Origin of the sequence: Achromobacter sp. HZ34, from assembly GCF_002209485.1 — a bacterium.
GTDB lineage: Bacteria > Pseudomonadota > Gammaproteobacteria > Burkholderiales > Burkholderiaceae_B > Bordetella_C.
In genome coordinates this window covers 787,919-801,024 of record NZ_NJIX01000003.1, presented here as the reverse complement: position 1 = coordinate 801,024, position 13,106 = coordinate 787,919, and the positions used below count along the sequence as shown (strand labels likewise).

Sequence of the window (13,106 nt, the reverse complement as noted above, 5' to 3'; positions counted from 1 at the left end):
CCACCGGAACGGCCGGTCACCGCACAGGTGTCCGCGCACTCGTCCCGCCGGCCGCGCCGTAGCGCCGTCCGTTTTCTCATGTGGAGTAATCACAATGAACACCGTGTCCGACAAGTCCGACTACCTGGTTGCCGATATCGGCCTGGCTGGCTGGGGCCGCCGCGAGCTGGCCATCGCTGAAACCGAAATGCCCGGCCTGATGGCCACCCGTGAAGAATTCGCCAAGTCGCAGCCGCTGAAGGGCGCGCGCATCGCCGGCAGCCTGCACATGACCATCCAGACCGGCGTGCTGATCGAGACGCTGACCGCCCTGGGCGCCGACGTGCGCTGGGCTTCATGCAACATCTTCTCGACCCAGGACCACGCCGCCGCCGCCATCGCGGCCAGCGGCACGCCGGTGTTCGCCGTCAAGGGCGAAACCCTGGAAGAGTACTGGGACTACACCCACCGCATTTTCGAATGGCCCAATGGCCAGCACGCCAACATGATCCTGGACGACGGCGGCGATGCCACGCTGCTGCTGCACCTGGGTACCAAGGCTGAAAGCGACATCTCCGTGCTGGCCAAGCCGGGCAGCGAAGAAGAGCGCGTGCTGTTCGCGGCCATCAAGGCCCAGCTGGCGCGTGATCCGAAGTGGTACTCGACCCGCCTGGCGGCCATCCGCGGCGTGACCGAAGAAACCACCACCGGCGTGCATCGCCTGTACCAGATGTCGCAGAAGGGTGAGCTGGCCTTTGCCGCCATCAACGTCAACGACTCGGTCACCAAGTCCAAGTTCGACAACCTGTACGGTTGCCGTGAATCGCTGGTCGACGGCATCAAGCGCGCCACCGACGTCATGGTGGCGGGCAAGATCGCCGTCGTGGCCGGTTACGGCGACGTGGGCAAGGGCTGCGCCCAGGCCCTGATGGCGCTGCGCGCCCAGGTCTGGGTCACGGAAATCGATCCCATCTGCGCCCTGCAGGCCGCCATGGAAGGCTACAAGGTCGTGACCATGGAAGAAGCCGTCGACAAGGCTGACATGTTCGTCACCGCCACGGGCAACTACAACGTCATCACGCGCGCCCACATGGACCGCATGAAGGACCAGGCCATCGTCTGCAACATCGGCCACTTCGACAACGAAATCGACGTTGCCGGCCTGGAAGACCTGCAGTGGGAAGAGATCAAGCCCCAGGTCGACCACGTCATCTTCCCCGACGGCAAGCGCATCATCCTGCTGGCCAAGGGCCGCCTGGTGAACCTGGGTTGCGCCACGGGCCACCCGTCCTTCGTGATGTCCTCGTCCTTCACCAACCAGACCATCGCGCAGATCGAGCTGTTCACGCGCAACGAGGCCTACACCAAGGGCCAGGTCTATGTGCTGCCCAAGCAGCTGGACGAGAAGGTCGCCCGTCTGCACCTGAAGAAGCTGGGTGTGAACCTGACCACGCTGTCCAAGGAACAGGCCGACTACATCAGCGTGTCGGTTGACGGTCCTTACAAGAGCAATCATTACCGTTACTAATTTTGACGCAAAATAGGGTCAGGTCCTTCGCGCCCGCCGGGCGCGGGACCGCCTGCAGTATGTCGGCGCTGCCTTCCAGGAAGGGATTTCGTCGTATCCTCTCGTGGGATACATCCTTTGGATGCGTACGCCGAAGCTGCTCGTCAAACTTTGCGGGAGACCCGATATGACCTTGATACTCGTCTGGATACTGAACGCCGTTGCCTTGCTGATCGTGGCTTATCTGCTGCCCGGCATCGCGGTTGCCAGTTTCGGATCGGCATTGATCGCCGCCCTGGTGCTGGGGCTATTGAATATGCTGGTCAAGCCGGTGCTGGTGTTGCTGACGCTGCCCATCACCATCGTCACATTGGGTCTTTTCCTTATCGTTCTCAATGCGCTGTTGTTCTGGTTTGCCGGGTCCATCCTCAAAGGCTTCCAGGTCAATGGCTTCTGGTGGGCCGTGATCGGCGCGGTGCTGTATTCGATCATCTCGGGCCTGCTTTCCATGCTCGTTAGCTCATGACCGATACGAAGACGCCGGCGCTCAGCCTCGAATTCTTTCCGCCGCGCGACATCGCCGCCCAGGAGCGGCTGGTGCGCGCCGCCAAACAGATGCTGGCCATGCATCCGCGCTACGTCAGCGTCACCTTCGGCGCTGGCGGCTCGACGCGTGAAGGCACGGCCGATACGGTGCGCACCATGCGCAACCTGGGCGTGGACGCCGCACCGCATCTGTCCTGCGTGGGGGCGTCGCGCGACGACCTGCGCAAGATACTCGGCGCCTACCGCGAGGAAGGCGTCAAGCAGGTGGTGGCCTTGCGGGGTGACCTGCCGTCCGGCATGGGCGGCGGCGCCGGTGAGCTGCGCTATGCGCGCGACCTGGTGGCCTTCATCCGGGAAGAAACCGGTGACTGGTTCCACATCGAAGTGGCGGCTTATCCGGAGACCCATCCGCAGGCGGAAAGCTCGGCGGCCGACCTCGACCATTTTGTCGGCAAGGTGCAGGCCGGCGCCGACAGCGCCATCACGCAGTATTTCTTCAATCCCGACGCCTATTTCGATTTCATCGACCGGGCCGCTGCGAAGGGCGTGACGGTACCCATCGTGCCGGGCATCATGCCCATCACCAATCACAGCCAACTGGTGCGTTTCTCGCAGATGTGCGGCGCGGAGATTCCGCGCTGGATACGCATGCGGCTGGCCGAGTATGGCGATGACAAGGCGTCGATCCGGGCTTTCGGCATCGATGTCATTTCCGGCCTGTGCCAGCGCCTGCTGGACCAGGGTGCGCCGGGGCTGCACTTCTACACGTTGAACAACGCCGAAGCGCCGATGGCGATATGGGAAAACCTCGGCCTCTGAGCTGTCCAGGCTGTTGTAAAAGAAGATAAAAATATCCCCCTTCCAGGGGGATATTTTTTTGGCCGCGCCCGTCTGGCCGAGGAATTGCACCGGCCGGGTTCAACGAGATATTCCCTTTCAGGGAAATATTCTTGATGGCACCTGTTCGGGCCGTGCGCCGACCTCGCGGCGGACCTTGATCGCGGGTAGCGACCCTCGGACGCCGGCGGCGAGACGATCTTCCTATTCCTGTTGCGGCGTATCCGGCCCCTCGGCCAGCGATTGCAGGGGTGCCAGACCACAGGGTTCGGGGTTACCGGGAAGGATGCGCACCGGCTGGTGCACCCGGCCGGGAGGCACCAGGCTGTCGGGGTTGCAGGGATCGGTCCAGACGGGATCCTCGATCTCCGCGAAAACCTGGCGCAGGCGTTCGCCCCAGCTACCGCGGATCATGCGGAAATACTCGTTGTGCTCGTCGATGTTGGCGAAACGGCTGACGCGCAGCGCGTTGTTGTCGTACACCAACAGGTCCAGCGGCAGCCCCACGGAAATATTCGAACGCAGCGTCGAGTCCATGGAGATCAGCGCGCACTTGGCCGCCTCGTCCAGTGTGGTCTCGGGCAGCAGCACACGGTCCATGATGGGCTTGCCGTACTTCGCTTCACCTATCTGGAAATAAGGGCATTCATCGTGGGCTTCGATGAAGTTGCCGGCCGAGTAGAGCTGGAACAGGCGGCAGCGCTCGCCCTTGATCTGCCCGCCGAAGATCAGGTTGACGTTGAATTCCACCCCCTGCTCATGCAGGGCTTCGGCGTCGCGGCGATGGACCTGCCGCACCGCATCGCCCACCAGGCGCGCCGCTTCGAACATATTGCGCGTGCACCAGATCGACGCTGGATCATCGCTGTCCACGGTCGATAGCTGATTGACGATGGCCTGGCTGACGGCCAGGTTGCCGGACGTCATCAGAACCATCACTCGCTCACCCGGGCGCTCGAACACGCTGAGTTTGCGAAACACGCTGATCTGGTCCACCCCCGCGTTGGTACGGGAATCGGCAAGAAATACCAGACCGTCGCGCAGGCGGGCTGCTACACAATAAGTCATTGGATGGATAGGGAAAAAGACTATCCGGCCATTGTATTACTGCTGCGCCGACTGCACTTGAACTGTAACGGTCATCGATTCCTGGCCGCCGCCGTTGCGCACGCCCCGTACCGGCGCCGCCGAGTCGTAATCGCGCGCCACCGCCAACCGGCAATGGCAGTCGGAGGCGAACTGGCGATTGGTGATGTCCACGCTGCTCCAGCCCAGGTCAGGCAGCCAGACGTCGGCCCAGGCGTGGCTGGCGGCGTGGTCGGCTTCCGTGTACAGATAGCCGCTGACGTAGCGGGCCGGCACGCCCAGGGAACGGACGCAGGCCAGGAACAGGTGGGCATGGTCCTGGCAGACGCCGTGGCCCAGCGCCAGCACCTGGCCGGCGGCGGTGGTGACGTCGGTGGTGCCGGGTTCATAGGCCACCCGGTCGGCGATCGCCTCCGCCAGGGCCAGGCTGTCTTCCGGCCGGCTCAGGCCCGTCGGCAAAACCTCGCGGCAGAAGGCCCGGACAGCTTCGTCGGCCTGGGTCAAGGGCGTGGGCACGCAGTAGGCATGCACCGGCAGGCGGCTTTCGTCGCCGTTGACGACGCCATAGGGCAGGGGATCGATCTCTACCTGGCCGCTGACGCGCAACTCGATTTCCTCGTGCGGGCGGTTCAGCGTCAGGGTGTGCGTGACGTTGCCATAGGCATCGACCTGTTCCTGCAGCGTGCCGGGCGCCTCGATATGCCAGCGCAGCGAGCGCTGGTGTTCTTCCGGGCGCGGCGTCAGGTGCAGGGTCTGGATGCTGTAGGTGACCGGCGCGGTGTACTGGTAGCGCGTCACATGCTTGATGAAGTGCTTCATGGTCGGCGTCCTTGGATGATGCGCATGGCTATCTCTATGCCCAGGTCGACAGCAGGAAGTCCTGGCCGATGCGGCTGCCCAGGTCTTTCGTTTGATCGAGGAATTGCTCCAGGTAGCGGTGCAGACCGCCCGACAGGATGTCCTCGACGCGAGCGTATTCCAGTTCGGCGCACAGCTTGCCGGCGCGCCGTTCGGTCTCCGCGGACCGGTCGTTGGATACCAGGGCCAGCGTGCCGGCCACCGCGCGCATCGATGCCAGCAGCGAACGCGGCATGTTGCCATGCAGGATCAGCAATTCGGCCACGCGGTCGGGGGTGATGACATCGCGGTAGACCTTGCGATAGATCTCCAGGCCGGACACGGAGGTCAGGATGGCTGCCCAACGGTAGAACTCGGTATGCGCGGCGGGGCGCTCCGCCAGGGCCTGGGTTTTATCGGCTTGGGCATCGGCTTGGGCATCCGCTTGGGCATCGCCGCGCGCATCGCGTTGTACATCGCCTTGAGCATCGCCTTGCACAGCGCCGTGAGCATCGCCATGCGCCTCGCCCTGGTCGTGATCCTTTTCATCGCCACGTTCATATTCATAGAACTTCACGTCCAGCATGCGCGCCATGTTGTCGGCGCGTTCCAGATACATGCCCAGGCGCAGGAAGTGCAGCGCCTCGTCTTCCAGCATGGTGCCTATCATCACGCCGCGCGCCACGTGCGAGCGGAACTTGACCCATTCGAAGAACTCGCCCGGGTTGCGTTCGGGCAGGTCCATGCGCAGGTGCTTCAGCAGTTCCAGCCACGTGGTGTTGTAGGTTTCCCAGACCTCGGTGGTCAGGCTGCCGCGCACCGCGCGGGCATTTTCGCGCGCCAGGCGCAGGCAGGCATAGATGGACGAAGGATTGTCCTCGTCGCGCACCATGAAGCGCAGCACGTCGCGGGGCGAGCCTTCAGGGTAGCGCGCATCGAACTGGTTTTGCAGTTCGGAGATGCGCATCAAGGCGCGCCAGGAGCGTTCGCGCGTGGCCTCGTCCTGCGGCAGCAGGGACATCTGCAGATTGACGTCCAGCATGCGCGCGGTATTTTCGGCGCGCTCGACGTAGCGGCACATCCAGAACAGGTTGTCGGCGGTACGGCTAAGCATGATGGTTCACTCCTCCAGCACCCAGGTGTCCTTGGTGCCGCCGCCCTGGCTGCTGTTGACCACCAGCGAGCCCTCGGTCAGCGCCACGCGGCACAGGCCGCCGGGGACGGTGCGCATTTCCTTGCCGCACAGCACGTAGGGGCGCAGGTCGACGTGGCGCGGCGCCACGCCCGATTCGACGTAGGTCGGCACGGTGGACAGCGCCAGCGTCGGCTGGGCGATATAAGCCGCCGGGTTGGTGCGCACGCGGTCCTTGAAGCCCTCGACTTGCGCGCGGGTCGAGGAGGGGCCCACCAGCATGCCGTAGCCGCCGGCGCCGTGCACTTCCTTGACCACCAGTTCGTGCATATTGGCCAGCACGTGCGACAGCTCGTCCGGCCGCGAACAGCGCCAGGTCGGCACGTTCTGCAATATGGGCTCTTCGCCCAGGTAGAAGCGGATCATGTCCGGCACGTACAGATAGGTCGACTTGTCGTCGGCGATGCCGGTGCCGATGGCATTGGCCAGCGTGATGCGGCCGGCGCGGTAGACCGACAGCAGGCCCGGCACGCCCAGCGCGGAATCGCCACGGAAGGTCAGGGGATCGAGAAAGTCGTCGTCCAGGCGGCGGTAGATGACGTCGACGCGGCGCGGCCCGCGCGTGGTGCGCATGTAGACGTTGTTCTGCTCGACGAACAGGTCGCGTCCTTCGACCAGTTCGACGCCCATCTGCTGGGCCAGGAAAGCATGTTCGAAGTACGCCGAGTTGTACTGGCCCGGCGTCAGCACCACTACGGTCGGATCGTCGATATTGCCGGGCGCGACTTCGCGCAGGTTGTCCAGCAGCAGGTCGGGATAATGCGCCACCGGCTTGATCTTGATGCGGCTGAAGGCATCCGGCAGCAGGCGCATCGACATCTTGCGGTTTTCCAGCATGTAGGACACGCCGGAGGGCACCCGCAGATTGTCCTCCAGGACGTAGAAATCGCCCTGGCCCGCGCGCACCACGTCGATGCCGGCGACGTTGCAATAGATGTTCTCGGCGACGTCGACGTCCTGCATCTCCGGCCGGTACTGGGCGTTCATGAACACCTGCTCGGCTGGCACGATGCCGGCGCGCACGATGTCATGGCCGTGGTAGATGTCGTGGATGAACATGTTCAGCGCACGCACGCGCTGCTTCAGGCCGGCATCGAGCTGGCGCCATTCCTGTGCCGGGATGATGCGCGGCACCAGGTCGAAGGGGATCAGGCGTTCGGTGCCGGCTTCATCGCCCGCCACGGAGAAGGTGATGCCGACCCGGCGGAAACTGAGGTCGGCTTCGACCCGCCGCGCCGCCATGACGTCGTCGGATTGCGACAGCAGCCATTGCTGGAAGTCGTGGTAGTGGGGTCGTATCGCGCCGTCGCGGTCGACCATTTCGTCATAAGCCGGGTTGCGGCCGGACGGTATGTCCATCATGTGGCTCCTCCTCGAAGCACGGGCCTTGATCCGCGCTACAGCCAATTTGTTCGGGCCGGTAGTGGGTTACAAGCAACACTTGTGCCAACTTTTCGAGAGGGTGGTAACCGATCGGACACTATAAGTTTCACGATCCTTTATCGGCTGGCGTGTGCCAACACCAAAAAAGATGCCCCTGAATAGTGCATCCAGGGGCATTCGCGGGCATGCCGGGGCGATCGTGGCGCCTGGATGATCCATGGCGCTGTGGCGATTCACCGAATCAGGGCATCGGCGTCACGGCGCCTTGGGTAGCCATCCGTCCGGCGTCAGCACGGCGTCGAGGCGGACGTCATGGGCCGCGGGCACGTGCTCGGTGGGGTCCAGGCGGCCGCAGCTCCAGGCCACGCCTATGGTGGTGTGGGGATGGCCGGCGGCCTTCAGGGCGGCCAAGGTGCGGTCGTAATAGCCGCCGCCGTAGCCCACGCGGTCGGCCAGAGGGGTGTAGCCCAGGGTGGGCACCAGCACCAGGTCGGGCATCACCACCGAACCGGCCAGCGGTTCCTGGATGCCATAGGGGCCTTCAACCATGGGTGCGTCCGGCGTCCAGGGGCGGAATTCGAGCGGCTGGTTACGTTCGCGGACGGCGGGCAGGGCGACGGTGATGCCGGCTTCCACCCACTGCTCCAGCAAGGGACGCAAGTCCGGTTCGTCCTGCATGGGCCAATAGGCGGCCACCACGGCGGGCGCCGGCCGGTTGGCCTTCAGGGCGGCGTCGCGCGCCATGGCCAGCCAGGTAAAAAGACGTCCACGCATAAGCAGGGCGCCGCGCCGGCGCTGCTCGTCAGGAAGCGCAGCGCGGATTTGTCTTAATCGCGTGCGTAGCGGTACTGCGTTATCCTCTTGCGTAAATTCGCTGGACATATTTTTCCGTACAGGTGTTGCGGCGGAGTGCTAAGGAGAGCAGGCCTGGATCCCGGACGTTATCAGAAATTTTCCCGTGCCGAGCAGGCGCGCACCTTGCTTCGGCTGTTGCCCGCGCTGTCGCTGCTGGCGGTCGCCTGCGCGCCGGTCGATGCACAGCAGCGGACGTCGGCGCAGGGCGGCGCGACCGTAGCGACCGCCGCGGAAACGACGCCGGCGACACCGCCACCGCCGTCCACCGTCCAGCCCGACCTGGGCGCGGTGCAGCCGGCACCGGCCCTGGCGCCGACCGGGCCCGCGGTACCAGCCTTGCCTGTGCCGACCGTGCCTATGCCGGCCGGGCCTGGCGCCCCAGCGGTGCCCGGACTGCCCGGCATGGTCATCCCCGCGCCGGAGCCCCTGCCGGTCCCCCCGGTTACCTCCGCGCCTTCCATGGCGCAGCAGGCCGTGATCGCGGCGCGCGACGCCATGCAGCGCAAGCAATGGTCGGTGTTGGCGATGACCGTGCCGCAGGCGCGGTCCGACATCCTGGGCATGTATCCGGAATACTGGCTGTTGCGCTATCAGCTGTGGAACCTGCCTGCGAACCAGCGGCCCACGCCCGATCTGCAGAATTTCCTGCGGCGCAATGCCGACTCCTATCTGGGCGACAAGCTGCGCCAGGACTGGCTGCTGGTTGCTGCGCGGTCCGGTGATTTCGATACCGTCAAGAAGCTGGGCCCCGTCAAGAACACGGGCCCGCAGACCGAATGCGCCATTCTCAACGGCCGTTACATGACCGGGCAGAAGGTCAGCGCGCAGCAGGCCATGGACACGTTCTCGCCCGGCCCCTGGTGCTGGACCCTTTACGACCAGTTGGTGGCCGACAAGGTCTTGGGCTGGGAGCAACTGGAACCGCAACTGCGCGACGCCATCGAGAACAACAAGACCACGGATGCCGACAAGTTCGCCGGCTACATGTTCGATCCTGCCCAGATGAAGGCGTACGACGCCTTGATGAAGGATCCGATGAAGTGGCTGGTGAAGCAGCCCAAGCCGCCCCGTTCGGCCGCCGAGACCGAGCTGGTCACCATTGCGCTTGCGCGCCTGCCGCGCAAGGATCTCGACGTCGCCGATGCCTACTTCCGCCGCGAATGGGCCAAGAACCTGCCGCGCGAGAACGTCGCCTGGCTGCGTGGCCAATATGCCCTGGTCGCGGTGCTCAACCTGGATTCGCGCGCCAACGATTGGTATGTGGAAGCGGGCCATATCCGCATGACCTCCTACAACCAGGCGTGGAAGGTGCGCGCCGCGCTGCGCCAGCCCAAGATCGACTGGCGCTGGGTGATGGCCAGCATCGATGCGATGCCGGTGTCCGACCGCACGGATCCCAGCTGGATCTATTGGTATGCCCGCGGCCTGGCCGCCACCGGCCACAAGGACGAAGCGCAGCGCCGCTATGCCAGCATCGCCGACCAGTTCAATTTCTACGGCCAATTGGCGGCCGAGGAACTGGGCCGGCCGATTACGGTGCCACCGCGCCCGGCGCCGTTGTCGGCGCAGGAGCTGGCGCGGGCGCGCGCCAATCCGGGACTGCAACGCGCGATTGCGCTGTTCCGCCTGGGATGGCGTGGCGACGCCGTGCCTGAGTGGAATTACACGATACGCGACATGGACGACCGGCAATTGCTGGCGGCCGCCGAACTGGCGCGTCACGAGAACATCTATGACCGCGTGGTGAATACGTCGGATCGCACGGAAAAGCAGTTCGATTTCACGCAACGCTACATCGCGCCGTTCGAAGGGCGGGTCGCCGCCCAGGCGAATCAGATAGCCCTGGATCCGGCCTGGGTCTATGGACTGATTCGGCAGGAATCGCGCTTCATCATGGACGCGCGGTCGTCGGTCGGCGCGTCGGGCCTGATGCAGTTGATGCCGGCCACGGCCAAGTGGGTGGCGCGCAAGATCGGCATGGATGATTTCACGCCGAACAGCGTCAATGACTTCGACACCAACACCAAGCTTGGCACCAGCTATCTGAGCATGGTGCTGCAGGACCTGGACGGGTCCCAGGTGCTGGCCAGCGCCGGCTACAACGCGGGGCCGCGCCGGCCTGTGCTGTGGCGTTCGACGCTGAGCCATCCGGTGGAAGGCGCCATCTTCGCGGAGACCATCCCCTTCACCGAGACGCGCACGTACGTGAAGAACGTGATGTCCAACGCCACTTACTACGCCGCGCTGTTCACGGGCCAGCCGCAATCGCTCAAGCAGCGCCTGGGCCAGATTTCGCCGCAAGCGAACGTGCCGGTACCTTTGCCGTGAGTGCGCGGGAGCATGACCCAGCACTGGCCGGGTTGACGGCCTATGTGGTCGGCGGCGCGGTACGTGACGATCTGCTCGGGCTGCCCGCGGGTGACCGCGACTGGGTCGTGGTCGGCGCTACGCCGGCGCAGATGGCCAAGCTGGGCTTTCTGCCGGTGGGCGGCGACTTTCCTGTATTTCTGCATCCGCACACCCGCGAGGAGTACGCGCTGGCGCGTACGGAGCGCAAGTCGGGTCAGGGCTACAAAGGCTTCACGTTCTACACGGGCACCGACGTCACGCTGGAAGCGGACTTGCAGCGGCGTGACCTGACGGTCAACGCGATTGCCCGCGCCACCGACGGCAGCCTGATCGATCCTCTGGGCGGCGCGGCCGACGTTCGCGCGAAGGTGTTGCGCCACGTGGGAGAGGCCTTCGCCGAAGACCCCGTGCGTATCTTGCGCCTGGCGCGATTTGCGGCGCGCTTCGCGGATTTCACCATCGCGCCGGAGACGCTGGATCTGTGCCGCCGGATGGTGCATGCCGGTGAGGCGGATGCGCTGGTGCCGGAGCGGGTATGGAAGGAAATTTCGCGCGGCCTGATGACGGGCACGCCGTCACGGGTGCTGGACGTGTTGCGCGACAGCGAGGCATTGCCGCGTGTGCTGCCCGGGCTGGTCCTGGCCGAGGACACGGGGGCGGAACTGGATCGCGCCGCGGCGGCGGGCCTGCCGTTGGCCGGGCGCTGGGCCTTGCTATGCCGCCATACGGCCGACGCGGCAGCGCTGGGCGCGCGCCTGCGTGTGCCGGCGGCCTGCACGGATGAAGCGCGCCTGTTGCCGCAGGTGCTTCATGCGCTGGAGCGTGGCGAGCTTGCCAACGGCGCCGCCGGCGTCAAGCACCGCAGCGGTTCTAATGCAGGTAGCGGCAACCAAGACGAGGCTTTGGTGAACGGCGATGAACCCGCGCAAGGCGCGGCGTCGGAGGCCGCGGCGCTGGATTTGATGGAGCGTTGCGACGCGCTGCGCAAGCCCGACCGGTTCATCGATCTGCTCAAGGCGGCTGCCATCGTGCGGCCGGTCGACGTCGACACCTGGGCGGCGCGCGTCGCCGCGGTCCGCGCCATCGACGCCGGCGCCATTGCCCGCGCCGAAGGCGGCGATCCCGCCCGCATCAAGCCCGCGCTGCGCACGGCACGCCTGCAGGCCTTGCAAGAACTTGGCTGATCATCCGCTTCATCGACCAGATAAAAACGGCCGCCATCGTGCGGCCGGTCAACGTCGATAACCCGAGCGGCGCGCGTCGTCGCGGTTCGCGCGGCCGATGGCGGTGCCTTACAGCGTATCCCGGCGATCGCCGCGGTTGAATCCCAGTAGCGGGCCGTCGATGTCGCGGCCGACGGCCAGGACTTTGAACAATTCGCCCATCTCCGCTTCCGATAGCAGCTTCTGCACGGGCGCGACCACGCGGGCATAGGCGCCCGCGTCGCTGGGGTCCAGGCCGGTGAGTTGTTCCATCAGGCCGGCATTCATCAGGAAGCGCGCCTGCGACGTGTAGCCCAGCACGTCCAGCCCCCCTTCCAGCGCGGCATCGGCCATGGCGGTGAAATCGACGTGGGCGGTGATGTCCTGCAAACCCGGCGCCAGGAAGGGATCGGCATGGGAATGGTGGCGCAGGTGGCACATCAGCGTGCCGGCGGCGCGCTGCGGGTGGTAGTACTCGTGCCGCGGAAAGCCGTAATCGAACAACAACGCGGCGCCCCGCCGCAGCCATTGCCCCAGGCCGACCATCCACGCTTCGCCCTGGTGATTGATCTCGGACACATAGCCCGCCATCGGCGGCATGCGCTCGGCGATGCGGTGCGCCAGTTCCGTCACCGCCGGGCGGTCTTCCCAGACGAAGCCGCCTTCGGCATCGACCGCGACGCCGCGCTGGCGCAGGTCTTCCTGCTCATCCCAGCGGAAGACATCGACCGGCATCGCGTCCAGCACCTCATTGGCCAGGACGCAGCCGGCAAAGGATTCCGGCAAATGATCCAGCCACACGACCCGGTCCCCAAGGGCGGCCAGCCGCCGCCGCTGCCGCGCGCGCAGGTCGGCGGAGACCTCGACGATGGCGTAGCGCACGTGCAGGCCAAGGACGTCCAGCGCGGCAATCACGCTGGCGGCCAGCGCGCCGCTGCCCGCGCCGAATTCCAGCACGTCCAGGCTGTCGCTGGCGCGCAGCACCTGCGCCACCTGGTTGGCCAGCGTCTGGCCGAATAGCGGCGTCAGTTCGGGCGCGGTGACGAAGTCGCCGGTAGGCGCCTGGCCGTTGGCGGCCTCGGCCAGCTTGGCGCTGCCGGCGGCGTAATAGCCCAGGCCCGGGGCATACAGCGCCTCGCCCATCCAGGCGTCGAAGGGCAGCCAGCCACCCGCGCCGGCGATGGCCTGGCGCAGATGCTGCGCCACACGTTCACCATGCATGCGGGTGTCGGGGTCGAATTCGAAGGCGGGATGAGATGTCATGCTTCTTTTTCGGGGAAGATGAACTATCAAAATGGGAATCCCCCATTCTGGCCGGGGGCTGTAAAAAATC

General features: G+C 65.5%; 11 protein-coding genes. 5 read left to right on the top strand and 6 right to left on the bottom strand.

Features of this window, described 5'->3' with window-relative positions; all coding sequences use genetic code 11:
• Positions 1-94 precede the first annotated feature (94 nt).
• The 3 genes from ahcY (at position 95) to metF (ending at position 2,851) form a co-directional block, all read left to right on the top strand.
• A complete protein-coding gene (gene ahcY / locus CEY05_RS15680) occupies positions 95-1,507 on the top strand; it encodes an adenosylhomocysteinase (RefSeq protein WP_088599295.1) in 1,413 nt (470 codons plus the stop codon).
• 166 nt (positions 1,508-1,673) lie between these two features.
• Positions 1,674-2,012 (top strand): phage holin family protein, encoded by a 339-nt coding sequence (locus tag CEY05_RS15675; protein ID WP_057654094.1) that lies wholly within the window; start codon positions 1,674-1,676, stop codon positions 2,010-2,012.
• Positions 2,009-2,851: a methylenetetrahydrofolate reductase [NAD(P)H] gene (gene metF / locus CEY05_RS15670; RefSeq protein WP_088599294.1), complete on the top strand. Its 843-nt coding sequence runs from the start codon at positions 2,009-2,011 to the stop codon at positions 2,849-2,851. The genes CEY05_RS15675 and metF overlap by 4 nt, the downstream gene beginning before the upstream one ends.
• 222 nt (positions 2,852-3,073) lie before the next feature.
• Here the strand turns inward: metF and CEY05_RS15665 are convergent, their stop codons facing one another.
• The 5 genes from CEY05_RS15665 to CEY05_RS15645 form a co-directional block, all read right to left on the bottom strand.
• On the bottom strand, positions 3,074-3,937 hold the full coding sequence (locus tag CEY05_RS15665; protein ID WP_088599293.1) for a proteasome-type protease: 864 nt from the start codon (positions 3,935-3,937) through the stop codon (positions 3,074-3,076).
• A gap of 36 nt (positions 3,938-3,973) precedes the next feature.
• Positions 3,974-4,774: a transglutaminase family protein gene (locus CEY05_RS15660; protein ID WP_088599292.1), complete on the bottom strand. Its 801-nt coding sequence runs from the start codon at positions 4,772-4,774 to the stop codon at positions 3,974-3,976.
• Between the two features lie 34 nt (positions 4,775-4,808).
• Positions 4,809-5,906, bottom strand: coding sequence for an alpha-E domain-containing protein (locus tag CEY05_RS15655; RefSeq protein WP_088599291.1), 1,098 nt, complete (start codon positions 5,904-5,906; stop codon positions 4,809-4,811).
• Between the two features lie 6 nt (positions 5,907-5,912).
• Positions 5,913-7,346: a circularly permuted type 2 ATP-grasp protein gene (locus CEY05_RS15650; RefSeq protein ID WP_088599290.1), complete on the bottom strand. Its 1,434-nt coding sequence runs from the start codon at positions 7,344-7,346 to the stop codon at positions 5,913-5,915.
• Between the two features lie 276 nt (positions 7,347-7,622).
• Positions 7,623-8,249 carry a 5-formyltetrahydrofolate cyclo-ligase gene (locus CEY05_RS15645; RefSeq protein WP_088599289.1) on the bottom strand — a complete coding sequence of 209 codons (627 nt, stop codon included), beginning with the start codon at positions 8,247-8,249 and terminating at the stop codon, positions 7,623-7,625.
• Positions 8,250-8,345: 96 nt separating this feature from the next.
• Between CEY05_RS15645 and CEY05_RS15640 the strand changes: the two genes are divergently transcribed.
• Entirely contained in the window at positions 8,346-10,550 is a 2,205-nt protein-coding gene (locus tag CEY05_RS15640) for a transglycosylase SLT domain-containing protein (RefSeq protein ID WP_369825949.1), read from the top strand.
• Positions 10,547-11,755 carry a CCA tRNA nucleotidyltransferase gene (locus tag CEY05_RS15635; protein WP_088599288.1) on the top strand — a complete coding sequence of 403 codons (1,209 nt, stop codon included), beginning with the start codon at positions 10,547-10,549 and terminating at the stop codon, positions 11,753-11,755. Before CEY05_RS15640 ends, CEY05_RS15635 begins: the two co-directional genes overlap by 4 nt.
• A 108-nt stretch (positions 11,756-11,863) precedes the next feature.
• On the opposite strand, the gene CEY05_RS15630 is transcribed toward CEY05_RS15635, so the two are convergent.
• A complete protein-coding gene (locus tag CEY05_RS15630) occupies positions 11,864-13,036 on the bottom strand; it encodes a class I SAM-dependent methyltransferase (RefSeq protein WP_088599287.1) in 1,173 nt (390 codons plus the stop codon).
• Positions 13,037-13,106: the final 70 nt, after the last annotated feature.